Source organism: Adlercreutzia sp. ZJ304, from assembly GCF_011039075.1.
Lineage (GTDB): Bacteria > Actinomycetota > Coriobacteriia > Coriobacteriales > Eggerthellaceae > Adlercreutzia_A.
Window position 1 is genome coordinate 233,710 of record NZ_JAAKEG010000001.1, and the last position, 24,419, is coordinate 258,128.

Below are 24,419 nucleotides of genomic sequence, written 5' to 3' on the forward strand. Positions count from 1 at the left end.
TTTCACCTTCGCAATGCGCTCAGTCTTGATGAAATCTATTCAAGACTTGTTGTAAAAATAAGGATATCAGATAGTCATCTGAAAGATGCGAAGCTAAAAGATATATCTACGATACAATTGGTGGCACTGTTTAGCCGCGTTTTCGCGGCATTTTCGGGTTGGAGAGGTTGAACTTTGATTATAGACGCTCTTGCAAATATTTTAGATAAGTCGCACTGTTTAGATAAATTTTGGGGAGCGCTAGATTCTGGCAGCGATGCAACCTTGGCTGTAGCGTCCTCTGCAAGACCGTTTCTTGTTGCTGCGCGATTTGCGCAGCGTCCGCAATGTACATTAGTAGTAGTTAGTGGCGAAGAGGCCTCTATTGCTTTTGCTCGAAATGTGGCGGCGTATATAGGCGAGGAAAAAGTTTTGCGATTTCCCGAAAGGCGCGATTATCCGTTTCAGCCAAAACAACCCGACATGCGTGTAATAGCTTTGCGAATGCAGGCGGCGCATGCACTTCGCGCGGGAAAGCATGTGGTGGTTGTGGCAAGTGCGCGTTCGCTAGTGCGCGCAATGCCACCAGCTTGTGCGCAAGCCGATAGCCCTATATATCTTGAATCCGGCAAAGAGTTGGTTGATATGAAAGTGCCGGAAATGGACGATTTAGACACTTTTGTAGCTGCGTTAGAGGCGCGCGGATATTCTAATACGGGTGAACTTGATGGACCTGCTACATTTGCGAGACGCGGCGGCACGGTTGATATTTTTCCAGCAAATTCAGTGTTTCCAGTGCGTGTTGATTTCTTTGGCGATGAAGTAGACGAAATACGCCGCATAGTGCCTTCTACTGGGCAAACCATAGCATCTTTAAGTTCTGTAGAGATATATCCAGCATCGGAGTTTCCAACTACTCCTAAGGCGCTTGCAAGGGCAAAACGTGCGCTTGATAAGCCAGCACTTACAAATAAGGCACTTCGTGAAGTCCTAGAAAAACTGGAAGGCGGGCTTCGCTTTGATGGTGCCGATATATTGCTTCCTTATTTGTACGACACGACCACTACGTTAGGCGATTATGTAAACGATAATGCGCTTGTGTGTCTAATGGAGCCTAGATCGGTTATGGATGATGCGGCGAATGCGTTTTCAGACGCGCAGGGTAGAGCGAAAGGATCAGGCTTTGCGGTGTCTGGGTTATATGTTGAACCTAGTGCGCTAGATTTTGGACCGGGTCAGCATGCGGTGTATGTATCTATAATGCGAGTAGGTGCAGCACCTGATGATGAATTGCCTGTAAAACGCACCGATGTAGCTGGTACGCCCGATAAACTGTTTGGCAAGCTGCTTTCGTGGACACAGGCTGACTATACATGCGTGTTCAGCGCTACAAATTATCGCGTTCGCGAAGATATGAAATTGGCTTTTGTAGATCGTGGGTTAGCTATTTGCGATTTAAGCAATCAAGATGCTACCTCTGATGCTGCAGATGCAGCGCCACAGAAGTTGCGTCGCGGTATAGTTAATGTGGTGGATACCGATATACCGCTTGGTATGGTAATACCAAAAGCTAAGTTAGCTTTAGTGTCGATAGCTGACACACAGGGCGCTCAAAGTGCTTCGCGCAAACGTCGAAATGTAGACATTACCAAGATAACTTTCCCATATGCGCCGGGCGATTATGTCGTGCATGCTGTTTTTGGAGTAGCTCTTTTCAAAGCTATAGTGCGCCGTGAAATAGATGGTACCGAACGCGATTATATGGAATTGGAATACGCCGAGGGCGATAAATTATTCTTACCGGTCGAGCAGCTAGATCGCGTTACAAAATATGTGGGAGCTGAGGGCTCTAGCCCACGTTTGACGCGCCTGAATACTTCTGATTGGTCGCGCGCTGTAAGTAAGGCACGCAAAGCTACAAAGAAACTGGCGTTCGACTTGGTGGATGTATATTCCAGACGCGCGGCTACAAAGGGTTATCAATTCGTATGCGAAAGTCCTGCAATTCGCGAGATGGAAGAAAGTTTTCCCTACGATGAAACACCTGATCAGTGCGCTGCCATAGCCGATGTGAAAGCCGATATGGCTTCCTTGCGTCCTATGGATCGTCTGATATGCGGCGATGTAGGGTTTGGCAAAACGGAAGTAGCGCTGCGTGCGGCGTTTATCTGTGTTGAGTCTGGCAAACAGGTAATGCTTTTGTGCCCAACTACTATTCTGGCGCAACAACACTACACCAGTTTCAACGAGCGCTTGCAGCCTTTTGGTGTAAATGTAGCCGTTTTATCGCGATTCAAAACCGATATTGAACAAAAGAAAATTCTAGAAGAGTTTTCAAGCGGAACGTGCCAAATTTTAATAGGTACTCATAGGCTGCTTTCGCGCGATGTTAATCCCAAAGATTTAGGGTTGGTCATAATTGACGAGGAACAGCGTTTTGGAGTTGGGCACAAAGAACAACTAAAGAATCTGCGTGAAACCATAGATGTGCTCACTTTGTCAGCAACGCCTATTCCGCGCACAATGCAGATGGCTGTATCTGGCGTGCGAGATATGAGTCTAATTCTGACACCTCCAAACGAGCGCATGCCCGTTAAAGTTCATGTAGGTGAATGGGATCCAGATATTGTTTCTGATGCTATACGCTTCGAGCTTTCTCGCGGTGGACAGCTGTATTACGTCAGTAATCGTGTGCGAACTATTGAAGATGCGGTTCAGCGCGTAAGTCAGGCAGCGCCCGAGGCTCGTGTGGGTGTTGCGCATGGGCAAATGTCGAAAGAGCAGCTAGAGCGCGTAATGGAAGAATTTTCAGCTGGCAAAATAGATGTGTTGGTAGCCACCACAATCATAGAAAGCGGAATAGATAATCCGCATACCAATACTTTGATAATTGAAGATTCGCAACGCCTTGGTCTAGCGCAAATGTATCAATTGAAAGGTCGTGTAGGGCGAAGCAATGTGCAAGCGTATTCCTACTTTATGTTCCCGGAAGAAATACCGCTTACAGAGGAAGCAGAAGCGCGTCTTATAGCCCTAGATGAACATCAAGAGTTGGGAAGCGGTATGCGCATAGCTATGCGCGATTTAGAGATTCGCGGTGCGGGCAGTATGCTGGGTGCTGAGCAATCGGGAAATATGAGTGCGGTCGGTTTCGATTTGTTTGCGCAGATGCTAAATCAAGCTGTAGCTGCAACCAGAGAAGGAGATGGTGCAATAGCTGACAGTTTGCCTGCTGCTTTATCTGACATAACTGTGAATGTGCCCGGTCATTCCTATCTTCCCGAGGAATACATACCCGACACAGACGAACGCGTGCTTTGGTATAGAAAATTGGCAAGTGCGTCTACTCAAGAGATGGTTAATTCGTATCAAGAAGAAATATTGCGGGTGCATGCCGATATGCCTGCTGCTGCACGTAATTTGTTTGCAAAAGCAAGATGTAAGGCTATCGCCGCCGAGCACGGCGTGAAAACAGTTTCGCTGGCGGGCGGAAAACTTACAGTGGAGCCCATAAATATAGGCGCATCAAAGCTAACTAAGATGCGTCGCCGTGGCGCTAGATATCTTAAAGACAAGCGCAAATTAACAATTCCTGCCAGAAATTTTACAGCTGAAGATGGCGAGGCTTTAATCGGCGCTGTGTCAATATTTTTGGACGAACTATATAATGACGAAGCGGATAGGGAAAAATAAAAACAGAAGGTGGAAAAAATGACTCAGAAATCTAGTGTACGCGTTCGTTTCGCGCCTAGTCCAACAGGAATGCTGCATATAGGCGGTGCGCGTACTGCTATCTATAATTGGGCGTTTGCGCGTAAATCAGGTGGCTCTTTTGTGCTGCGCATAGAAGACACCGATCCAACGCGTTCTACCGAAGAAAACACGCAAATTATTCTGCGCGCTATGCGTTGGCTAGGACTAGATTGGGATGAAGGTCCAGAGGTAGGCGGGAAGTGTGGTCCGTATTTTCAAACGCAGCGTAGCGAAACATATTTGGCAGCGCTTGAGAAATTGAAAGAAGCAAAGGCGGTATATCCGTGCTTTTGCACCAAAGAAGAATTAGATGCAAAGCGCGCGAAAGCTGAAGCGGAAGAAGGCGGCTATGCTGGATACGATGGTACGTGTAGGCATTTAAGCCTAGAAGATGCCCAAGCACGTATAGACGCGGGCGAGCCTCATGTATGGCGGCTTGCCGTGCCCAAAGATCGTGGTCCTATCGAATTTGATGACGCTGTTTATGGACATATGAGCTTTCCGTCTGATGTTATAGACGATATGATAATTCAACGCACTGATGGAACTTTTACATACAATTTTGCTGTAGTTTGTGACGATACAAACATGGAAATTAGCCATGTTATTCGCGGTGATGACCATCTTCCAAACACTCCAAAACAGATCTTAATCTATGAGGCATTAGGTAAAGAAATTCCAGTATTTGCACACCTTCCAATGATATTGGGCGAGGATGGCAAAAAGCTTTCAAAGCGTCACGGAGCTACGAATGTAGAAGAGTATCGCGACAGGGGATATTTACCTGATGCTATGGTTAATTATCTTGCGCTTCTAGGCTGGTCACTTGATGGCGAAACTACCGTCATTCCTAGAGATACGCTATGTTCTTCTTTCAGCTTAGAACGCATCAATAAGAAGCATAGTATTTTTGATGAAAAAAAGCTTGATTGGATGAACGGTGTATACATTCGTGAAATGGATGCATCTTCTTGGGTCTTGGCAGCCGCACCTTGGCTTGCGCAAGCAAAAATAGACGGCAGCAATGTGGCTGCCGGCATTACTATAGCGCCAACTCCAACTAAGGAAGAGCAGCTTAGCGCATTGAAGGTAACGCGTGTTCCCGGCTGCGATGTGGATGCGCAAATATGGCAGCAAGCTCTTAGAGATGTGTCCGACAATGCAGATTTCTATGAGAACTTGTATCCACTTGTAGCTGAACGTCTGGTGCGTTTTGATGAGATACCTGCAAAACTGGCATACATGTTCTGGAAAGCTAATGTATGTCTCGACCAAAAATCGGTTGATAAAGTATTGTTGAAAGAGGGCGCTAGGGCAGATGAGGCACTTTCAATATGTCGTGGTGTATTGGAAGGGCTTAGCGGAGACTGGAATGAAGACGACGCTATGCAGGCTTGCAGAAGTCTAGGAGACGCAGCAGGCATAAAGCCAAAGCAGTTGTTGCAACCTTTGCGTGTAGCGGTAGCTGGCAATATGGTTTCACCGCCGTTGTTCGAGTCTATAAAGCTACTTGATATGAATGATGTTCTAGCGCGTATTGACGGTGTTTGCGCGAAAGTATTTGGATAGGGGAAATATGTTTCCAGAGCATCCTACATTAGATGAATTAGTTGATTTTTTTCGAAACGACAGATTTGCATCCGAGCGCTGTGGCTGCGAAATTGTGGAAGGTTGGATGGGCCATGGGGTTTGCGAAATGGAAATAACACCAGAGCATCTTAATGCTGGTGGTAGTGTTATGGGTGGCGCAATCTTTACATTGGCAGATTATGCATTTGCGGTTGCAAGTATGTGTGGTAGGGATGCATCCGTTTCGCTTTCCTCTAATATAGAGTTTATGAAATCTAGTAAGGGCAAACGTTTAATTGCTACATGTGATGTAGACAAGTCCGGTAGAAAAGTGGGCTTTTATACAACAGATGTCAAAGACGATTTAGGTGAAAAAATCGCCAAGATTGTAACTACTTGCTACTATCCGTCTGTCTCTTGAGGATAATTCTTCCAAATACTATAGATAGCGCAGCTAGTACGCATGACACGATAAGCCAACATAAGCCCATTCCTATCCAAAAGCTTTGCGGATACATGCTAATTAACAAAGAATCAACCGGGAATACCCAAGTTCCCGGTTGAAAGAATAAAGCATGTATGCCGGCAAAAAAGCCGCTAAATCCGACAAGTGCGCAAATACCAATTACAGCAAACGCAATTAATACTGCAACGCCGGAATAAAAAAGCGCTTTGCCTACCGGTTTTGTACCAAACATTTTAAACATTGCCATAAAGCAAAAAGTCGCTATAGCAACTACTCCAAACATTGGGAAGTACAATGTGCTTACAAGTTCGTTTACATCGTCTAAATGTGCTATTGCGCTTTCGTTTAACGTGTATTCATCCGGCACATCCGTTAATAATTCTTCTTGTGATGCTTGTGCATACTGTGTGCTGGCTTCTGCATTTGCTTTTGATATCTCTGACATTAAGGCATCAAGATTATGCGATCCTACAGTGTAGTCGCGGGTAGCCATAGCAAGTTTGTTAATTTGCTGCTCTGTAAATGGTGTGCTTTCATATACTGAATTTTGTTCTGACAAAAATTGTGTTACATAGGGCACTCCTACGCATACTGCAAACCCGGCAATAAAATATGTTACTGCAAGCGCAATAGAAGTTATTATGCAAATTATCTTTTCTTGCGTGGCTGCCTTCACTATAGATTCCACCCGTCTTCTACATCTGCGTCTACCCAGATGGTCGCTGCTGTTATGCCATCATTTTGCTTGCTTATTGTTTCGTGTGGTCCTAGCCTGCTAAAAACTCCTTGAAAATGTCCATCGAATAAATAAAGACCATTCATGTTGTTATAGATTGCCGGACTGTAATCTATAGATCCATCTGCGCTGTTAAGTATATCGAAATCTGGAGGAAGAGTTTCTGTGCGGAATGGCTTGCAATATCTCTGGACAATGAAAGGGTATCCGCTGCGGCTATTTGCAAATAATTCTATAAGCTCTTCCCATTTTTCTTGACTAACCTCAGAGCCTGCATATACGTTATCGGCTCCGTAATGGTCGGTTGGCTTTATTATCCATAGATCTTTATTTTCTTTAATTTGTGCCAAATTGACATTTGCTTCATCGAGGAAAGTTGTCGTTGGTACAGTTTGTTCAATAAATGATATTTCGTCTGCACTTAGGAATTCTTGTGTCTTTGTGTCGAATAACACATGAAATATCTGCTTGTCGTGCACGATATGCCCAGCAAAACTCCCTATAAGAGCAACTTTTTGTGCTCGCACAGCATCGATTAATGCCTGCGATTCATCCCAATGTTCTATTACGTCATTTGTAACACAGCGTCGCCATATAGCATCAATTCTATTGCCTTGTGCATCTTTTAGAACATTTCCATCGAAATTAAGATCTCGCACGTCGGCTATAAAACAATTTGTACCAGCCTGTTTAAATAAATCGGCATACACTTGAAATTCATCTACAACACCGTTTTCTAAGTAGTCACATATGGCAATTTGCGGATTAGCAACTTTGTTTTCGTAGGTGTCGTATATTTCCAAAAAGCGTTCTACCCATGGTTTAAATAAATCGCATCCCTGAGCTTTGTGCGCCTGTGAAAACACCTTAAACGATTGCGAGTTTTTTATGGAGTTAGTTATTTCGCGATTTTCGTTCATGCCCGCCGAGCCATCTCCATTAAATTCGCAGAATTTTAGCGTGTAATCATCCTCGTTCAAAAAAGTATCCACACGTGCAAATGGCAAAAGCGAATTATAGCCGCGTGGCAGCAAGATTAATTCTTCTAGCCGCTCATCGAAGTTAAATATGCGTCTGTAATCCGGATCGTCTATGTAGTGTTGCATTACTTTGCAAAGAATGCCGTGTGCTGTCTCTGCGGCATTTTTCATAGCATCAAAAGCGCGTTTTCCGAAAAGACGGGGAACGAAAGAACTAGCAACTACTTGATGGTGCACAATGGCTGTAGACGATTCCATATAGCCAAAAGCCGCGCGTCTGCTGTCTATATCACCATCTAGGTCGGCAATTATTTCAAAATATTCATGTGTATATTCAGCGTCTTGTGCCATGGTGCCTCCGAAAACATTATTTGAACTTGCTTTAAGCAGTCTAACACTCGTGCGCGGTTTGCGTGTTTTCGGCAAAGTAACAGCTAGGAGATAATAACTGTTAACAAATAGCAACCCTAGCTTTTGTAAGATATATCCATCCTGTAGAATGTTGCAATATGGATATATCTAGGAAAGGGTGTGTTCTCTGTGCATACAGATTCGCTTGAGCGGATAGCGCGCGAGATGCGCTGTAATGTACTTTCGATGATAGGTGAGGCGGGAAGCGGGCATCCGGGTGGGTCGCTTTCTTGTATAGACATTCTTACCGCACTTTATTTTGGGGGAGTTCTAAAACATAACCCTACCGACCCAGATATGGCTGAACGCGATAGATTCATCCTCGCAAAAGGTCACGCTGCTCCTGCGCTTTATGCAACTCTTTCTAAGGCGGGGTATTTCCCTGAAGAAGAACTTAAAACTCTCAGAAAATTAGGGTCGCGCCTGCAGGGTCACCCCGATTCTTCTCTTGTACCCGGAGTTGAGGTATCTACCGGCTCTTTAGGGCAAGGTCTTTCTATAAGTTGCGGTATTGCGTGTGGTTTACAGCTACAAAATCAGCCGGGGTATGTGTTTACCTTAATGGGCGATGGTGAATGCGAAGAGGGTCAGGTGTGGGAAGCTGCTATGTTTGCGGCGCACCGGAAACTGGGTAATTTAGTAGCTATAGTAGATGGCAATGGACTTCAGATAGATGGGCGCGTGCAGGATGTGTGCAACCCAGAGAATATATGCAATAAATTTGCTGCTTTCGGTTGGGAAACTTGTGAAGTTGATGGTCATGATATAGGCGCTTTAATAGATACGCTTAGCAAGATTAAAGCTGCTGATACAAATTCACCACATTTAGTTATGGCTCACACCGTGAAAGGTAAAGGCGTTTCTTTTATGGAGGACGAGGCTGGATGGCATGGGAAAGCGCCTAATGCTGAACAACTTAAGGCTGCATTGGATGAATTGCACACAGAAAATGAGGTGACAGCATGAGCGCATTGTGCCTTGATATAGACCCATCTATTAAATTAGCAACGCGTGCTGCATATGGTCCAACACTTGCAAACCTAGCCGATTCCGGCATGCCTGTTGTAGCTGTAGATGCCGATCTAACCGGTTCCACCACTACTGCAAAATTCGCCTCTGCTAAACCGGAGTATTCTGCGCGTTTGTTCAATTGCGGTATTGCCGAACAGAACATGATAGATGTTGCTGCCGGGCTTGCCTTAACGGGTCATATTGCGTTTACCGGGTCATTTGCAGTTTTCGGCACCGGTAGAGCGTATGATCAGATTCGCAATACGGCTTGCTATTCCAAACTAAATGTGAAGATCGCCCCTACGCATGCGGGCATTTCAGTTGGTCCCGATGGCGGATCTCATCAAATGCTTGAAGATGTTGCACTGATGCGTGCTATTCCGAATATGCGAGTGCTAGTTCCTGCTGACTACAATTCTGCATGTGCAGCTATCAAGTTGGCTGCCGATACAAGCGGTCCTGTATATATAAGGATGGGACGCGCCGCTGTAGGTCAAATATACGGAAAAGATGTACAACTAAATATGGGCGCATCTTGCGTTCTACGCGAAGGTCAAGATGTAACAATTATTGCTAACGGGGTTGAAATAAAAGAGGCTCTTGAAGCGGCTGATATTTTGGCACAGCGCGGCATTGATGCTGAAATTATCGACGCGTTCTGTGTCAAACCTCTAGATGAAGATACGATTATACGTTCTGTGCAAAAGACCGGGTGCGCACTTGTTGCAGAAGAGCACTCTGTTATGGGCGGCTTGGGCGATGCTGTGGCAAATGCGATATGTCGCCGCCATCCTGTACCGTGTGCGTTTGTGGGTATGCGCGACATTTTTGGCAAATCTGGCGAATTTGATGAATTGATGCATTATTTTGGCTTAGACGCTGAAGCTATTGTTAAAGCTGCGTGTCAGTTATGTGAGAATGACTAAGTCTGCTAGAATTAAACAGTCTCAGTAAATGAAAACTATTGAACGGAGCAAACACTGTGGCACAAGATGCAAGTCGTGCTAGGGCTGCACGCTCAAGTGCAAGACGCACTTCTGCGGCACACGCATCGCAGCCTAAATCAAAAGCGCAGCTGACATCTCAGTTATCTCAGGCGCTTCCTGTACTTGGAATAGATGATGTTCCGGCAAAAATGGGAACACCTGTTATTACCTTAGAGCATGTCACTAAAGTTTATCCAGCACAACCTAATAGACCAGCATTATCGGATGTTTCGCTTCAGATATATGCCGGCGAATTTCTTTTTTTGGTAGGGCATTCAGGGTCCGGCAAATCTACATTTATCAAACTTTTAACGCGCGAACTAAAGCCCACACAGGGTCATATTTATGTTGCCGATGAAGATTTGTCTTCTATGCGCAATTGGCGTGTGCCTTATCTAAGGCGCAATATAGGTTGTGTTTTTCAAGACTTTAAGCTGCTGCCCAACAAGACAGTTTTCGAAAATGTTGCTTTTGCTTTAGAGGTTATTGGTAAAAGTAAACATGTTGTAAAGACGCAAGTTCCAGAAGTGCTGCGTCTTGTGGGTCTTCAAGAAAAGCTAAACAAAAAACCCGATCAACTATCCGGTGGTGAACAGCAGCGCGTTTCTATTGCGCGCGCAATAGTAAACAGACCGCCTCTGCTAATTTGTGACGAGCCTACAGGAAATCTTGACCCGCAAACGTCGCGTGGCATTATGGATTTGCTTGAGCGGATTAACCGCACAGGCACTACAGTGCTTGTGGCTACCCACGATCGCGAAATGGTTGATAATATGCGTAGGCGTGTTATAGCGCTTGATCGAGGTCATCTAACTCGCGACCAAGATAGGGGGGTGTACGGTTTCGATGTCTAGTATTGGTTACTTTTTTAAAGAATCGTTACAGGGCTTTGTTCGCAACCTGTCCACCGCTCTTGGTTCTATTGTCACAATATTTTTATCGCTGCTTATAATTGGTATTTTTCTAGTTGGCGGCTCTATGATTGAGCGCCTTATGTCATCTGTTGAAAGCGAAGTATCTATAACTTGCTATGTGGCAGATGATGCACCTGATGCAAAAATTCAGCAAGTCATGGGCACGATTAATGGCATGTCTGACGTGCAAAGCGTAGGGTTTACATCAAAAGATCAGGCGCTAGAGAATTTCCGCAATTCTATGACTGCTAACCCAGAGATTCTCGATCAATTAGATGGCAATAATCCGCTACCAGCCTCTATAGATGTTGAACTAACAAATCCTCAATCTGTTAGTAGCGTTGCAGCCGCTATTCAGGCCGATCCAATATACGGGCAAATCTGTGAAGACCCTAACGATGTGGGCGACTCTATTAAATATGGTCAAGGCACCGTAGAGCGCCTGTTCCAGATAACAAACTATGTACGCTATATTGGAATAGCGCTTATAGCTATACTAATCTTTATAGCGCTTGTGTTTATTAACAACACCATCCGTTTGGCTATTTTGGCACGCCGTAAAGAAATTGCCATCATGCGTCTTGTGGGCGCGTCGAACGGTTTTATCCGCGGACCATTCCTTATGGAAGGTGCGCTGCATGCGCTAATAGGTTCACTTTTAGCTATATTGGTTATTCAGCTTTTACGTATGTTTGCTATTCCTGCTTTGCAAAATGCGATACGCTTCCTCGATTTTTCGATTAGCGATAGCACCTATTTGTTCATATATGCCATGCTTGTTATTTTTGGTCTGCTAATTGGACTTGTTGGTTCTATGTTTGCTATGCGGCGCTACCTAAAGGTATAGCAAGCTCTTTGGAGGATAGCTTTGTCTACGGAACGCCTTAGCGCCAATAAAAGGAAACGCAAGAATGCCAATATGCGAGAACGCATGCGCAACCGTAAGGTTGTAAGTGCGTTCTGCTGTTTTTTGGCTATTGTTATAGCTTTTGTACTTGGATTTGTTGTAAGGTCTAACACCGCTTTTGTACAATCTTTGGGGTTTCCTACGGAATGGGGCACTAGTCAGCCCGGCACACCCGCCAGCGAAAAAACTACATATGAGGCTATATCGGCGCGTGTGGGCGAAGTAGAAGATATTTTGAAGTTATACAGTATGGACGAACTGGATCTTTCGAAAGCTACTTCAAGCATGTTGGAAGACATGATGCGTTCCACTAACGATCCTTATGCTCAGTATTACGATCCCAGTAGATATGAAAACTTTGTTAAAGAGTCAGCTGAAAAGAGTTATTCAGGCATAGGTGTTCTTTTTGGTGAATATGATGGGCGCGCTTACGTAACAGATGTTTTCACTGGGTCTGAGGCTAATGCGCGAGGCGTTGAACAAGGCGATTTTGTAGTTGCTATAGATGGCGATTCTAGTCATAAATGGTCTATGACGGAAGTAATTGGCTCCTTAAAGCGCGGTGAAGGTTCTAACGTTGTTATAACTTGGATGCGTCCAGCCAGTTTAGATGCCACTAATGGCGAGCAATTTACAACTACTTTGGAATGCAGAGTGTACGAGGAAGAGAATATAAGCTACTCGATTGACGGCGATGTTGGATATGTCAAAGTTCGTCAGATGACTTCTGATGCTGCTGCGCTAGTTAAAAATGCTGTGAATGATTTATCTAATCAACAAGCGAAAGCGTTTGTAATAGATGTGCGAGATAATCCGGGTGGATATTTAACGCAGGCGCTTGATATGGCAAGCCTTTTTGTGTCGGGTGGTGTGCTGGTTAGTATTCAAACGAACGACAATGAAAGCCCTCGTAACGCTTCGGGAGAAACAATAACAACTGCTCCTATAGTTGTTCTTATGAACCAATATACTGCGGCATCTGCTGAGGTTTTTGCTGCTGCGCTAGAAGATAATCAACGCGCTACTATGGTTGGGCAAACCACAATGGGCAAAGGCTCTGTACAGGTAGTTCGCGAACTTACTTTTGGTGGAGCGGTGCGTTATACAGCTGCATATTATCTTACGCCTCAAGGTCACAGCATAGACGGGACTGGCGTTACACCAGATATAGTTGTAGCTAACCAAGATGGAGAAGACGGCGACACCCAATTAAATGTAGCCCTTGATGCAGCGCATTCTATGATTGAAGGCGCATAGGCGCTATGGGTCGAAAGAAGCGTTCGCCACGCAGGAAGCCAAAAGCTAATCCACGCGGTATTATTGAAATCAATCGCGCAGGCTATGGTTTTGTTCGCACCGCAGAAGGCGACTTTTTCATTCCCAGATCGTGTGTAGGCGATGCATTCGATGGTGACTTGGTAGAGGTGGCGCGCAAAACAAGCAAGCGCGCAGCATCTTATAATTCGCGACAGCGTCCAGAAGCGCGAGTGGTTAGAGCTTTAGAACGCGCTCATACAACGCTTATCGGCATATATGAGATTGCCGAGCCGTTCGGCATAGTTATTCCAGACGATAAACGTATCCAGCACGATATATTTACTAGATTAGAAGATATGCCGGGTATTCCGGATGGGTCTTTAGTTCGTGTGGCTATTGATATATATCCTTCAAAGCGTAGTGCGGCCATGGGTCACGTTATAGAAGTTTTGGGTTGCGCAGATGATGCGTTGCTATCTTCTACAAGGATTATAGCGCGCAACGATATACGTACCGTTTTCTCAAAGAAGGCTATTGACCAGGCTGAATCATGCAAGGTAGACGCTGAACTCGCATTTCGTGAGGGCTATAGAGATATACGTAATAGGTTTGTGTTCACTATAGACCCTGCAGATGCGAAAGATTTTGACGATGCGATATCTATTGAAAAGATAGATTCATATGAAGGTAGACCTTGCAAATGGCGACTGGGAGTTCATATAGCCGATGTGGCATATTATGTGGACTATGCCTCTTCTATAGATGAAGAGGCGCAAAAGCGCGCTGTGAGTGTTTATCTTGCCGACAGAGTTGTGCCAATGTTGCCTGAGGCTTTGTCTAACGATATATGTTCACTACGACCAGACGAAGATAGACGCTGCATGAGCGTAGACATTTATATTGATGAAAATGCCACTATGGTTGGTTATGACATATATTCTGCGGTAATGAAATCAAATGCTAGGCTAACTTATGCGCAAGCTCTTGATATGCTTCAAGGAAATACAAGTTCAAATAAAGATTTAGAGTGGCGTCTTCGCGAAGCTAGCTTAATTGCAAAGACTAGAGAGCGTGCAAGATATGCTAGTGGTGGAATTGAGTTTGCCACCAAGGAAGCAAAAATTATACTGGATGATGATGGGCATGCTATTGGAATAGATATTCGCCAGAAAGACGACTCAACAACGCTTATTGAAGAGGCGATGATTTTCGCAAATGAAGTAGTTGCTATGGCGCTGCAAAATAGCAACCTAGCATGTGCTTATCGTATACACGAGCCACCGCACGTTGATGCGCTTGAAGGAGTTGTTAAGGTTCTTCGAGAATTTAAGTGGTTTGATAAAAACTGTGCTGAGAGACTTGTTTGTGGAGAGCCTTTTGCTATACAGCAAGTATTAGAAAAAGCCAAGGGAAGACCAGAGGCAGAATTGGTCACTTCGCTTTTGCTTCGCGCTATGACGCGCGCAGTTTATTCTACTGACAATGTTGGACATTACGGGCTTGGGCTTAAAACCTATTGTCATTTTACAAGTCCTATAAGGCGCTACCCCGATTTAATGGTGCATAGGCTATTAAAAGCTATGCTTGCGCGCGATAGCCGCCCTGTTCGCAAAATGATAGATAAGCTTCCGCAGCTTTGCGAACATTGTTCTGGTGCAGAACGTGTTGCGGAAAATGCCGAACGACAGTCTCGTGAAATAAAAATTGCAGAATATTTGCAAGATTTTATTGGCAGGCGCTTCAGTGCTGTTATATCTGGTGTTGCTACATATGGGGTGTATGTTCGCCTAGATTGCACAGCTGAGGGTCTAATTCCTATACGCGAATTAGGTAGCGAATATTTTGTATTTGAAGCAGCATCTTATATGTTGCGCGGGTCGGATACTGGGCGTATATTTCGTTTAGGGCAGGCTTTAGATGTTGTTCTTGTGCAAGCAGATGTGCAGGCACCAGCGCTTACGTTTAGACCAGCATCGAAGAAACGCAAAGAAAAGCGTCCATTTACAACGAAATCGTCTTGAAGCTATCAAACTGCAATGTTATCATCTAGTTTCCTGTGTAATGAATAGGTTAGGGTGTTTTGCGCCCACAAAATAGGAGGAATGTTACAAAATGGCAGTACCTAAGCAACGAATGGGACGTATTCGCACGCATCGTCGCCGCAGCCAGCACGACAAGGTAGATGCTCCATCTAAGTCTACTTGCCCACAATGTGGTGAAGTGAAGCTGCCGCATCGTGTTTGCCCTAATTGCGGCTTTTATAAGAATCGCGAAGTAATAGTAACCGAGTAAATTACAACAGCTATTACGAGCGTACAGCCCTAGCCACGCGCAGGGTTGCACGCTCGTTAATTTATAGCCATGTCCGATAAGGTTACTATCGCTATAGACGCTATGGGGGGAGATTATGCCCCTGAGACTGTGCTGGAAGGTACAGCTTTAGCACTTGCGGAAGATTCGTCTCTTAATGTAATTATGTGTGGACCGGCAGGTATTGTTGAGTCATATTCTGATGCTAATTCTCGCTGCGATTGGTGTGGTGCCGAAGAGACGATAAGTATGGGTGAGCATCCGGCAAATGCGGTACGCAAGAAGAAGAATTCTTCCATAGTTGTGGGATGCAATCTTGTGCGAGACGGCAAGGCGCAGGGCTTCTTTTCGGCTGGGTCTACCGGTGCATGTTTGGCAGCTGCCACATTAATTATTGGACGGATTCGCGGTATAAAACGCCCGGCGTTAGTGCAAGTTCTTCCCGCAGCTGAGAAGCCTTGTCTTTTGGTAGATGTTGGCGCTAATTCTGATTGTAAGCCTGAATATTTAGTGCAATTTGCTCAGATGGCATCTGTTTATGCGAAAGATGTTTACGGAGTTGCTAACCCTGTGGTTGGTCTTCTGAATATTGGTGAGGAAGACTCTAAGGGTGACGCTTTGGCTCAGAAAGCACACAAATTGATGTTGGGCAGAGTAGAGGGCTTTAAGGGAAATTGTGAGCCCGGAGATATGCTTGCTGGTAAATTTGATGTTGTAGTAACTGATGGTTTTACCGGCAATATTGCATTGAAAACCATAGAAGCAACATCAAAACTTCTATTTGGATATATAAAAGATGCGATAAACTCTGGTACTAAGGAAAAAATAGGTGCAATTTTAATACGCGATAGTCTAAGACAGTTAAAGCAGAATTTAAGTCCGGAAACTTATGGCGGTAGTCCGCTTCTAGGTGTCAAAGGGGCATGTGTTATTGGGCATGGTGCTTCTAGCGCTGTGGCTGTAAAGAATGGAATTTTGGTTTGTGCTCGCTCTGTGCGAGGGAATGCTGCTTCGATAATAGAGAAAACAGTTGATTCAACTGAAGATATGGCAGAAGGTGTTTAAGGATAATGCTTGTTGAAGAGCAGATGCAAAAACTCCAGTTAGCCGAAGAGACTATTGGTTATAAATTTAAGAATGAGAGGTATATTCTCTCTGCTATTACGCATCCTTCGGCAGCTGAGGGGAAATCAGTTCGTTTTTCATACGAGAGACTTGAGTTTTTAGGCGATGCAATCCTTGGAGCCATAGTTGTATCTACGGCGTTTAGCCGCTACCCCGATTTAGACGAGGGTGGTCTTACGCGCATTAAGGTGGCGCTTGTGTCGGGCGCTAGTTTAGCCGATGTGGCTGAGGGCTTAGGATTTGCAGACATTATTGTATTTGGTTCTTCCGAAACAGGTACGGGCAAGCGTGGACTGCATTCAGCTTTGGAAAATGTGTACGAGGCAGTTGTGGCTGCGCTTTATTTAGATGGCGGCATTAAGGCTGCAGAGGATTTTGTTAATCGCACATTAATTCCACGTATGAGTGCCGATATGGCAAAAGAGCCCGAGAATCCTAAAAGCGCTTTGCAGGAAAAACTTCAAGAAGATGGTATTACACCTACATATAAGCTCGTAGAAACACAAGGACCGCCGCACGATCGTACATTTGTGAGTCAGGTTTATGCCGGCGACCACGCGCTTGCGCTTGGTACTGGGCGCACCAAAAAAGAGGCAGAAAGCCAAGCGGCGAAGTCTACCTTGGCGCGCTTGAGTGAATTCTTTGGACTAGATAGCGATTTCACTTCTGATGAAAAACGCGCAAAGAAAGATGCAGCGAAGAGGGCTAAAGCGGCGCGTGCAGCTGAAAAGCGCGAACAAAAACAGGCTCAGGCTGCTAAAAAACGCGAACAAAAACAGGCTCAGGCTGCCAGAAAGCGTGAGCAGGCACAAAATCGCAGCGTTCCTTGGAAGAGTCGGGAGCAATAGGCGATATGTATCTGAAATCGCTTGTACTAAAAGGGTTTAAGTCATTTGCCGATCGCAGTGTATTATCGCTAGAGCCGGGCATTACGGCTGTTGTTGGACCAAATGGATCGGGCAAGTCGAACATATCTGATGCGGTGCTTTGGGTGCTAGGAGAGCGCAACGCGCGTCATCTTCGTGGTCAAGCTATGGAAGATGTAATTTTCGCTGGGTCTTCTGCGCGAAAAGCTACCGGCGTAGCTGAAGTTGAACTGGTGTTAGATAATTCGGATGGCACTTTGCCGGTTGATTATAACGAAGTATCTATAGCTAGGCGCATGTATCGTTCGGGAGAAAGCGAATACCTTATAAACGGTACGCTTGCTAGGCGTATGGATGTGCTTGATATTCTGCACGATTCGGGCTTAGGTACTGGTACGCATTCTATTATTAGCCAAGGATCACTTGATTCTATTCTGCAATCAGATGCGGCTGATAGGCGAGCGCTAATAGAAGAAGCAGCTGGAGTGCTTAAACATAAGCAGCGCAAGGCTAAAAGCGAGCGCAAGCTGGAAAAAATGGAAGGTCATGTTGCGCGTGTGCGCGATGTAGTGAGTGAAGTTGAGCGGCAGCTTGGACCGCTATCGCGTAAGGCTAAAAAAGCGCAAACATATGCAGATTTGTCTACAGAATTATCTGATATTAAATTAGATTTGGCTGTGGATGACTTGCGCGGATTGCAGGTTAAATGGGACGAAAACAAGCAGCTTTTAGCTGAGCTTAATCAAAATTTGGAAGCGAAGCGCTCCGATGTAGATTCGCTTGAAGACACATTGGCTTTACTTCAAGAGCAAATCAGCCAAGATGTTACGGGAGCAGGCGAGCTTTCGCGTAACCATCAGGCATGTCGCAGCGCAGCTGAACACCTAGATTCTACGCTTATGCGTATACGAGACAGGCGAAGAGACGCTAAGCAGAGAACATCTGAGTTGCAAATATCGCTAGATTCCTCTAGGCAGCGCCGCAATGCGATATTAGCTGATTTATCTCAAGCTAATTCTGCATATAGTCAAGCTAATGAAGATTTGAAGAGCGCTAAAGCTAAGGTAGCTGCGCTTGAGGAGCTAAATTTAGGCTTTTCGGATAAACTTCAGTCGTTGCAAGCGAACTCTAAACAGCTTGCGCAAGACGAGCGTGAAACTCAGGCGGAGTTGTCGGAGTTTCGCCGCAGAATATCAGAGGCTAGGGAAGCACGTGCAAACAGTGTTGCTTATCAGAAGGTGCTTGCAGAGCAGCTAAGTGATGCCGAAGCTGCTGTTTTAGTGGCTCGCGCTGATGCGAATGCAGCGCAAGAACAGTTAGAAACTACGAGAGAGGCGCTTGCTCAAATTGCCGAGCAAGAGAAAAAGGCATCAAATCTTGTAGCTAGTTGTGTGGCGGCGCGCAAAACTACCCGCGAAGCGCTAGATGACGCAAAAAGCACCGAGCAATCTTTGTCAGCGCAAGTTGATGCGCTAGAAGAAATGGAGCGTGCAAGTGAACAAAATGCAGGTGCGGCACGTGCATGGATAGCTGAGCATATCGCAAATCTTCCCGGCAATATAGAGCCGTTATCTGGCGTTGTTAAAGCTTCTCCTGATGTGGAAGCTTTAACCGAGATGTTGCTTGCAACAGATGTAATGTCGCTTTTAATAGACAATTTTGACGATCTAACTTTTGCTATGCAAGCACTTCCAGATGACGAGGCGGGCGAAGTTACTTTCTTACTTAGAAACAATACGACCCAATTTAGTGCATCCAACTGTCCTGCTTCGCAGTTTGTTGGAGATGGGCATGCGCTTATTGAAGACTTGAAGTTTGCAGATAGTGCGCGTTCAGCAGTTATCGCTGCTTTGGGAGATATTGTTGTATGCGATACGCTTGGAAAGGCGCTGGCTGCACATAAGGCTGACACTTTAGGTTTGCGTTTTGCTACAAACTCAGGTGATGTGGTTTGGCCTTTTGGCAAGGTTACTATTGGATGTAACGTTGATGAAGGACGTGGTGTTTTATCGCGCGTGCGTCGCATAGAAGAGTTGAAATCTGGGTTAGAAGCTGCGCGCAATGCTACACGAGTTGCTAGTGAACAAGCTGAAGCGGCTGAAGCGCGTTTGACTGAAGCTCAGGGAAGCAGCTTAGATGTAAGTCGCCAGTTAGCTTTAATGCGCGGAAATGTTCAGTCCGATGAAAAAAGAGCTGAAGATGCTGCCAATAAATTGCAGCGTGCTAAAGATGATTTAGAGACTCTTGCGCGAAAAAGTGAACAGGCAGCTTTAGAGTCGCAGAAAAAAAATAGCGATTCTGAAAGTTTAGAAGCTCGCGTAAAAGATTTGCAGGAACTTTTAGATAAGGTACAGGCGCAAAAAGCTGTCATTGATTCAGAGCTAGAGCCTATTGCCGAACAAGCTAAAAATTCCGAGATTGAGCTTGCGGAAGCAAAATTAACATTGGCAAAAGTGGAAGAGCGGGTTATTTATGCCGAGCGTATGGCTACCCGACGTTCTGACGATTTGGATGAATTGTCTAAACAAGATAGTGAAACTGCTGCAGTATTGCGAGCTAAGAGTGTTTCGGCTCAGCGCCTAGAATCGCTTCTAGGTATATTTGAAAACTTAGTTTATACTGCGCGAGTTAAAGCTGACGAAATAGGCAAACGTGCTATGCGCGCCGAGGATGAATCGAAAAGTTTTCACTCTCGTATATCTGAAACTAGGCAGGCAGCGCAAGATGCCCATAAAGCATACGATTTGGCTACCGAAAAATTAAATGATGCGCGCGTACAGAATGCGCGCTTAGAAATGCAAGTAGAAGCAGCTGTGACGGCTATAACACAAGAATGTGGCGTGCCTGTAGATATTGCACTTTCCAGACCACAACTTGAAGACAGGCCTAGTGCAGAAGAAACAGCTATTCGTCTATCTAAACGCATTTCAAATTTAGGAACCATAAATCCTGATGCGGCAAACGAGTATAGAGAACTAAAAGAGCGTTTTGATTATTTGTCGGCACAGCTTGACGATCTGGATAGCGCTAGACGCTGTTTGGCACGCATAAATCGCGTAATAGATACTCGCATGAAGGACGATTTTGCTAGAACTTACAAACAGGTTGATGAAAACTTTCAACAGGTTTTCTCTACGCTCTTTCCCGGCGGTGCCGCGCACTTGTCGCTTGACATGCCAGACGATTTAGAAAACTCGGGTGTGGAAGTTAACGCTCAGCCTGCTGGAAAGCGTATTGCAAAAATGTCGCTAATGTCGGGTGGTGAAAAGTCTTTGACAGCACTTGCGCTCTTGTTTGCGGTGTATAAGACACGTTCAACTCCATTCTATATATTGGATGAGGTGGAAGCAGCGCTTGACGATACCAATTTACGTAGATTATCCGCCTATATAGATTCTCTGCGTTATGACACGCAATTGATAATGATTACTCATCAGCGACGCACCATGGAGATGGCTGATGTGCTATTTGGCGTTTCCATGCAAGCCGATGGTGTAACTAAAGTTATTAGCCAGAAGCTTGATCGCGCACTTGAATACGCAGAATAGGTGATTTTATGGATATGTTCAGCAAGGTAAGTAGCGGACTTGCTAAATCGCGCGATAAATTCAAAGAGGGCATGAATGCTCTGCTTGATAGAGGACCTCAATTGGATGAGGGGTTTTGGGAAGATTTAGAAGAAACACTAATTCTTAGCGATATAGGTCCTGAAGCGGCATTTGGCATAGTGGAAGATTTGCGAGATCAAGCAACTAGGAAGGCTTTGCCCGATTCCTATGCGGTGTTAGATATGTTGGGTTGCCGCATAGAAGCTGAATTTGCGCCGGGTGGCGAAGATATACTGAACGGTGCGGCTGCTGTCGTGTTGTTTGTCGGGATAAACGGCACGGGCAAAACGACTACAGTGGGTAAGTTGGCGAAAGCTGCAACCGATTCTGGTCGAAAGGTTATTCTCGGTTCGGGTGACACATTCCGCGCTGCGGCAATAGAGCAATTGCAGGTTTGGGCTGAACGTGCTGGTGTAGAAATGGTTACACGCGAGCGCGGAAGCGACCCTGCAAGTGTTTGCTTTGAAACTATAGAGCGTGCCGAAGATATAGATGCCGATTTGGTGTTGATAGATACAGCGGGCAGACTTCATACATCTGAAGATCTTATGCGCGAACTTCAAAAGGTTGTAAATGTAGTGCGCAAACGTTCTAATATTGCTGTGTATACAGTGTTGGTAGTTGATGCCACAACTGGTCAAAATGGATTACAGCAGGCACGTGAATTCGACCGAGCGCTAGATTTAGACGCGCTTATTGTTACAAAGATGGACGGATCAGCAAAAGGTGGCATAGCTATCTCAATTTCGCACGATTTAGGGCTTCCTATAATCAAGATGGGTGTTGGCGAGGGAATAGACGATCTGCGCGATTTTGATGCTCACGAGTATGTGGCCGCGCTAATAGGCGATTACAATACTAACGAGGAAACAGTTGAGGACTTTATCGAGCAGGATGCTGCAGCACCGCCTAAGATGACTTGGGCTGAATTTGTTGAAATGGATGATGCTGGAAAAATTGCTGGCAAAAAGCATTTCTGGGAGAAGTGGTAAATAATGCTTGAGAATCTTTCTTCGCGATTACAGGGAATATTTAGTGGTCTACGCTCTAAAGGGCGTCTTACTGAAGATGATATAAACTCGGCAATGCGCGAAATACGTATGGCGCTTCTCGAAGCTGATGTTAATTTCAAAGTTGTTAAAGCATTTGTAGCTAGAACTAAAGAGCGTTGTCTTACGAGTGAGGTGCTTGATTCGCTTACACCTGCACAAAATGTGACAAAGATTGTGTTAGATGAACTTATTGAACTTCTAGGGCGCACCGATTCTAAACTTGTAATGTCTGGGCGCATTCCGAATGTAATAATGCTTGTAGGATTGCAGGGCTCTGGTAAAACTACAGCTGCATCAAAATTAGCGTATCGCTTAAAGCAGGAAGGTCATTCGCCTCTTTTGGTTGCGTGCGATGTTTATAGACCGGCTGCTGCCGACCAGCTTCAAACACTCGGTGGCGAAATAGGTGTGCGAGTGTTTCGCGAAGATGGACAAGACCCGGTAAAAATTGCGCAAGACAGCATACAAGATGCTATAGATAATCTGCGCGATGTGGTGATAATAGACACAGCTGGTCGTTTGCATGTTGATGAAGAAATGATGGCTGAAGCTGCGGCTATTAAAGAGGCTACAAAGCCTGATCAGATATTAATGGTTGTAGATGCTATGACCGGACAAGATGTTGTTAGTGTTGTAGAAGCGTTTTCCGACAGGATAGATTTCGACGGCGTAATAATGTCAAAAATGGATGGTGACGCGCGTGGCGGTGGCGCACTTTCTGTACGCGAAGTAACTGGTAAGCCTATTAAGTTTATCAGTTCGGGCGAAAAGCCAGATTCGCTTGAAGAATTCCATCCAGATCGTATGGCAAAGCGTATTCTTGGTATGGGCGATATGATTTCGCTTATAGAAAACGCAGTACGTGTGCAACAAGAGGAAGATGAAGCACAGGCTGCCGAGGAACTGGCGCGAGGAAATCTTACTCTTAACGACTTTATAACCATGAATAGGCAAATTCGCAAAATGGGAGGCGTTAGCAAATTGATAAGCGCGCTTCCCGGTGGCGACAAAATGCTAGGTTCTGGGCAAGTTGATGAAAATGCGCTGGACGATATGGAAGTCATAATTAATTCTATGACGGCTGAAGAGCGAGTAAAACCAGAGGTGCTCAATGCTAGTCGGCGACAGCGCATAGCAAAAGGCGCGGGTGTTACGGTAACTGATGTAAATAACTTGATGAAGCGCTATAACGAAACAAAAAAGATGGTCAAGAAAATGACGGCCGGGCTTTCCCAGCAGCCTAAGCGCAACAAAAAAGGTAAAAAGGGAAAGAAGACACGCCGACGCGGTATGGGAATTGCGGGTCTAGAGGGTCTAAGTATGTCCGATTTGAAAAATATATCCAATATGATGGGCGATAAATAGCAGTTTGTAGGAGCAGAATTTCATGGCGAAAAAGCGCATAGGTATTGTAAGCGATACGCACGGCAAGTTGCCCGAAGAGGTATTCGATCTATTTAACGGCAATTGGAGCAGCGAAAAGCTTACAGAAAGCGCAGTTCAATGTTATGAAGTTTCCTATCAAGAAGACGGCACAGTAGTTTTAGATGATGCACGGGCAAAAAATGTTATAGATACATGTGCATGTAATCTTATATTGCACGCAGGTGATATAGGGGCGCAAAGCACGCTGGACGAATTAGGGGCTATAGCGCGCAATATTGCTGTGCTGGGAAATAACGATTATGCAATATTTTGGTGTAGCGATGGGGAAGTACCAGTTTTTCGTAGTTTTACATTTTGCGGATTAGACATTGCAATGATGCATATTCCGTCTGATTTACGAACGGCGCTACACGGAGAATATCCTACGGTAGAGCCTGCTGTTCGTAAGATGCCCGATTTGGCTGTGTATGGACACACCCATATACCCGAAGTAAAAATGGATGGCAATACCTTGGTGGTATGCCCCGGTTCTCCCACGCAATCGCGTCGCGGCGGCGGTCATAATGTTGCCCTTATAGATATAGATGATAACCATTTGCGTTGTGTCTATATCATCTGCCTACCTTAAGAACAAACAGTCTGACACAGGCATTTTCTTTTCTATATAAAGTTTTAACTTCGATATTTGTTCGTATCTTCTCGTCCCCTGTTACCATTAAGAAATATTGAACTCTGTAAAAAGCTGATCTCTATAAGCTGGGTCTTTAAAGGCTTTAAGTACATCATCTTCGCGGTTATGGGAGAAAAGTATTTCCACTAATGCTGCATAACGCATTTCAGCTTCTGCACGCCCACGTTCCAGACCTCGTTCTTCTCCCTCTTTTAGAGCAGCTTTGCGGGCTATACGTACTTCTCGTTCCCAATCTTCTCCTATTGTACTTACAGAAAACACCTTATTCACCCACCCTCTATCTTCATTGGCTTTGTCTACTACGCTGGCAATAGATGTAACTAGTTTGTCTTGTTTATCTATTTTACCAGTAGAGACATACTCCATAAAAGAGAGCAGATGCTTATCTTTTGTCTTTGCATAGTCTTTGCAG

19 protein-coding genes are annotated in these 24,419 nt (G+C 45.1%); 16 read left to right on the plus strand and 3 right to left on the minus strand.

From position 1 onward, the window contains the following. Nucleotides 1–174 precede the first annotated feature (174 nt). Genes mfd through G7Y46_RS01165 form a run of 3 tightly spaced genes read left to right on the plus strand, consistent with a single transcriptional unit; the run spans nt 175 to nt 5,722 of the window. The gene (mfd, locus tag G7Y46_RS01155) at nt 175–3,672 is read left to right on the plus strand and encodes a transcription-repair coupling factor (RefSeq protein WP_165251813.1); all 3,498 of its coding nucleotides are present in this window, start codon (nt 175–177) and stop codon (nt 3,670–3,672) included. Nucleotides 3,673–3,690: 18 nt separating this feature from the next. Continuing rightward, the gene (gene gltX / locus G7Y46_RS01160) at nt 3,691–5,301 is read left to right on the plus strand and encodes a glutamate--tRNA ligase (RefSeq protein ID WP_165251815.1); all 1,611 of its coding nucleotides are present in this window, start codon (nt 3,691–3,693) and stop codon (nt 5,299–5,301) included. 7 nt (nt 5,302–5,308) lie between these two features. Continuing rightward, a complete protein-coding gene (locus G7Y46_RS01165; protein WP_165251817.1) occupies nt 5,309–5,722 on the plus strand; it encodes a PaaI family thioesterase in 414 nt (137 codons plus the stop codon). Here the strand turns inward: G7Y46_RS01165 and G7Y46_RS01170 are convergent. Both G7Y46_RS01170 and G7Y46_RS01175 read right to left on the minus strand, forming a co-directional pair. Beyond that, nucleotides 5,694–6,455, minus strand: coding sequence for a DUF1461 domain-containing protein (locus G7Y46_RS01170; RefSeq protein WP_165251819.1), 762 nt, complete (start codon nt 6,453–6,455; stop codon nt 5,694–5,696). The two genes, G7Y46_RS01165 and G7Y46_RS01170, sit on opposite strands and share 29 nt — an antisense overlap. Continuing rightward, nucleotides 6,443–7,834, minus strand: coding sequence for a glutathionylspermidine synthase family protein (locus G7Y46_RS01175; protein WP_165251821.1), 1,392 nt, complete (start codon nt 7,832–7,834; stop codon nt 6,443–6,445). Before G7Y46_RS01175 ends, G7Y46_RS01170 begins: the two co-directional genes overlap by 13 nt. A gap of 189 nt (nt 7,835–8,023) precedes the next feature. On the opposite strand from G7Y46_RS01175, the gene G7Y46_RS01180 reads away from it, so the two are divergent. The 13 genes from G7Y46_RS01180 (at nt 8,024) to G7Y46_RS01240 (ending at nt 23,944) form a co-directional block, all read left to right on the plus strand. Then, a complete protein-coding gene (locus G7Y46_RS01180) occupies nt 8,024–8,860 on the plus strand; it encodes a transketolase (protein ID WP_165251851.1) in 837 nt (278 codons plus the stop codon). After that, a complete protein-coding gene (locus tag G7Y46_RS01185) occupies nt 8,857–9,831 on the plus strand; it encodes a transketolase C-terminal domain-containing protein (protein WP_165251823.1) in 975 nt (324 codons plus the stop codon). The genes G7Y46_RS01180 and G7Y46_RS01185 overlap by 4 nt, the downstream gene beginning before the upstream one ends. Nucleotides 9,832–9,980: 149 nt before the next feature. After that, nucleotides 9,981–10,745 carry a cell division ATP-binding protein FtsE gene (ftsE, locus tag G7Y46_RS01190; RefSeq protein ID WP_255463894.1) on the plus strand — a complete coding sequence of 255 codons (765 nt, stop codon included), beginning with the start codon at nt 9,981–9,983 and terminating at the stop codon, nt 10,743–10,745. Then, nucleotides 10,738–11,652 carry a permease-like cell division protein FtsX gene (gene ftsX, locus G7Y46_RS01195; protein WP_165060350.1) on the plus strand — a complete coding sequence of 305 codons (915 nt, stop codon included), beginning with the start codon at nt 10,738–10,740 and terminating at the stop codon, nt 11,650–11,652. The genes ftsE and ftsX overlap by 8 nt, the downstream gene beginning before the upstream one ends. Before the next feature lie 21 nt (nt 11,653–11,673). Next, a complete protein-coding gene (locus G7Y46_RS01200) occupies nt 11,674–12,969 on the plus strand; it encodes a S41 family peptidase (RefSeq protein ID WP_241156992.1) in 1,296 nt (431 codons plus the stop codon). A gap of 5 nt (nt 12,970–12,974) precedes the next feature. After that, nucleotides 12,975–14,990, plus strand: coding sequence for a ribonuclease R (gene rnr / locus G7Y46_RS01205; RefSeq protein ID WP_165251825.1), 2,016 nt, complete (start codon nt 12,975–12,977; stop codon nt 14,988–14,990). Nucleotides 14,991–15,081: 91 nt separating this feature from the next. Then, entirely contained in the window at nt 15,082–15,261 is a 180-nt protein-coding gene (gene rpmF, locus G7Y46_RS01210) for a 50S ribosomal protein L32 (RefSeq protein WP_165060345.1), read from the plus strand. Between the two features lie 69 nt (nt 15,262–15,330). Beyond that, entirely contained in the window at nt 15,331–16,344 is a 1,014-nt protein-coding gene (gene plsX / locus G7Y46_RS01215; RefSeq protein WP_165251827.1) for a phosphate acyltransferase PlsX, read from the plus strand. Between the two features lie 2 nt (nt 16,345–16,346). After that, nucleotides 16,347–17,252, plus strand: a complete 906-nt coding sequence (gene rnc / locus G7Y46_RS01220) for a ribonuclease III (protein ID WP_165060490.1) — start codon at nt 16,347–16,349, stop codon at nt 17,250–17,252. Next, nucleotides 17,231–20,818 (plus strand): chromosome segregation protein SMC, encoded by a 3,588-nt coding sequence (gene smc / locus G7Y46_RS01225; protein ID WP_241156993.1) that lies wholly within the window; start codon nt 17,231–17,233, stop codon nt 20,816–20,818. Before rnc ends, smc begins: the two co-directional genes overlap by 22 nt. A gap of 8 nt (nt 20,819–20,826) precedes the next feature. Further along, entirely contained in the window at nt 20,827–21,870 is a 1,044-nt protein-coding gene (ftsY, locus tag G7Y46_RS01230; RefSeq protein ID WP_165251829.1) for a signal recognition particle-docking protein FtsY, read from the plus strand. Nucleotides 21,871–21,873: 3 nt separating this feature from the next. After that, the gene (ffh, locus tag G7Y46_RS01235; protein WP_165251831.1) at nt 21,874–23,295 is read left to right on the plus strand and encodes a signal recognition particle protein; all 1,422 of its coding nucleotides are present in this window, start codon (nt 21,874–21,876) and stop codon (nt 23,293–23,295) included. 22 nt (nt 23,296–23,317) lie between these two features. After that, nucleotides 23,318–23,944: a YfcE family phosphodiesterase gene (locus G7Y46_RS01240; RefSeq protein ID WP_165251832.1), complete on the plus strand. Its 627-nt coding sequence runs from the start codon at nt 23,318–23,320 to the stop codon at nt 23,942–23,944. Nucleotides 23,945–24,031: 87 nt separating this feature from the next. Here G7Y46_RS01240 and G7Y46_RS01245 read toward each other — a convergent pair. Next, nucleotides 24,032–24,419 (minus strand): hypothetical protein (locus G7Y46_RS01245; RefSeq protein ID WP_206214153.1); only part of this gene is annotated, 388 nt, incomplete at its 5' end.

Excerpts from the sequence above, each read along its gene's own strand:
- G7Y46_RS01175 (WP_165251821.1), bottom strand. The coding sequence starts at position 7,834 with ATGGCACAAGACGCTGAATATACACATGAATATTTTGAAATAATTGCC.
- gltX (WP_165251815.1), top strand. The coding sequence starts at position 3,691 with ATGACTCAGAAATCTAGTGTACGCGTTCGTTTCGCGCCTAGTCCAACA.
- plsX (WP_165251827.1), top strand. The coding sequence starts at position 15,331 with ATGTCCGATAAGGTTACTATCGCTATAGACGCTATGGGGGGAGATTAT.
- ffh (WP_165251831.1), top strand. The coding sequence starts at position 21,874 with ATGCTTGAGAATCTTTCTTCGCGATTACAGGGAATATTTAGTGGTCTA.
- G7Y46_RS01165 (WP_165251817.1), top strand. The coding sequence starts at position 5,309 with ATGTTTCCAGAGCATCCTACATTAGATGAATTAGTTGATTTTTTTCGA.
- G7Y46_RS01240 (WP_165251832.1), top strand. The coding sequence starts at position 23,318 with ATGGCGAAAAAGCGCATAGGTATTGTAAGCGATACGCACGGCAAGTTG.
- rnr (WP_165251825.1), top strand. The coding sequence starts at position 12,975 with ATGGGTCGAAAGAAGCGTTCGCCACGCAGGAAGCCAAAAGCTAATCCA.
- ftsY (WP_165251829.1), top strand. The coding sequence starts at position 20,827 with ATGGATATGTTCAGCAAGGTAAGTAGCGGACTTGCTAAATCGCGCGAT.
- rpmF (WP_165060345.1), top strand. The coding sequence starts at position 15,082 with ATGGCAGTACCTAAGCAACGAATGGGACGTATTCGCACGCATCGTCGC.
- ftsX (WP_165060350.1), top strand. The coding sequence starts at position 10,738 with ATGTCTAGTATTGGTTACTTTTTTAAAGAATCGTTACAGGGCTTTGTT.
- G7Y46_RS01185 (WP_165251823.1), top strand. The coding sequence starts at position 8,857 with ATGAGCGCATTGTGCCTTGATATAGACCCATCTATTAAATTAGCAACG.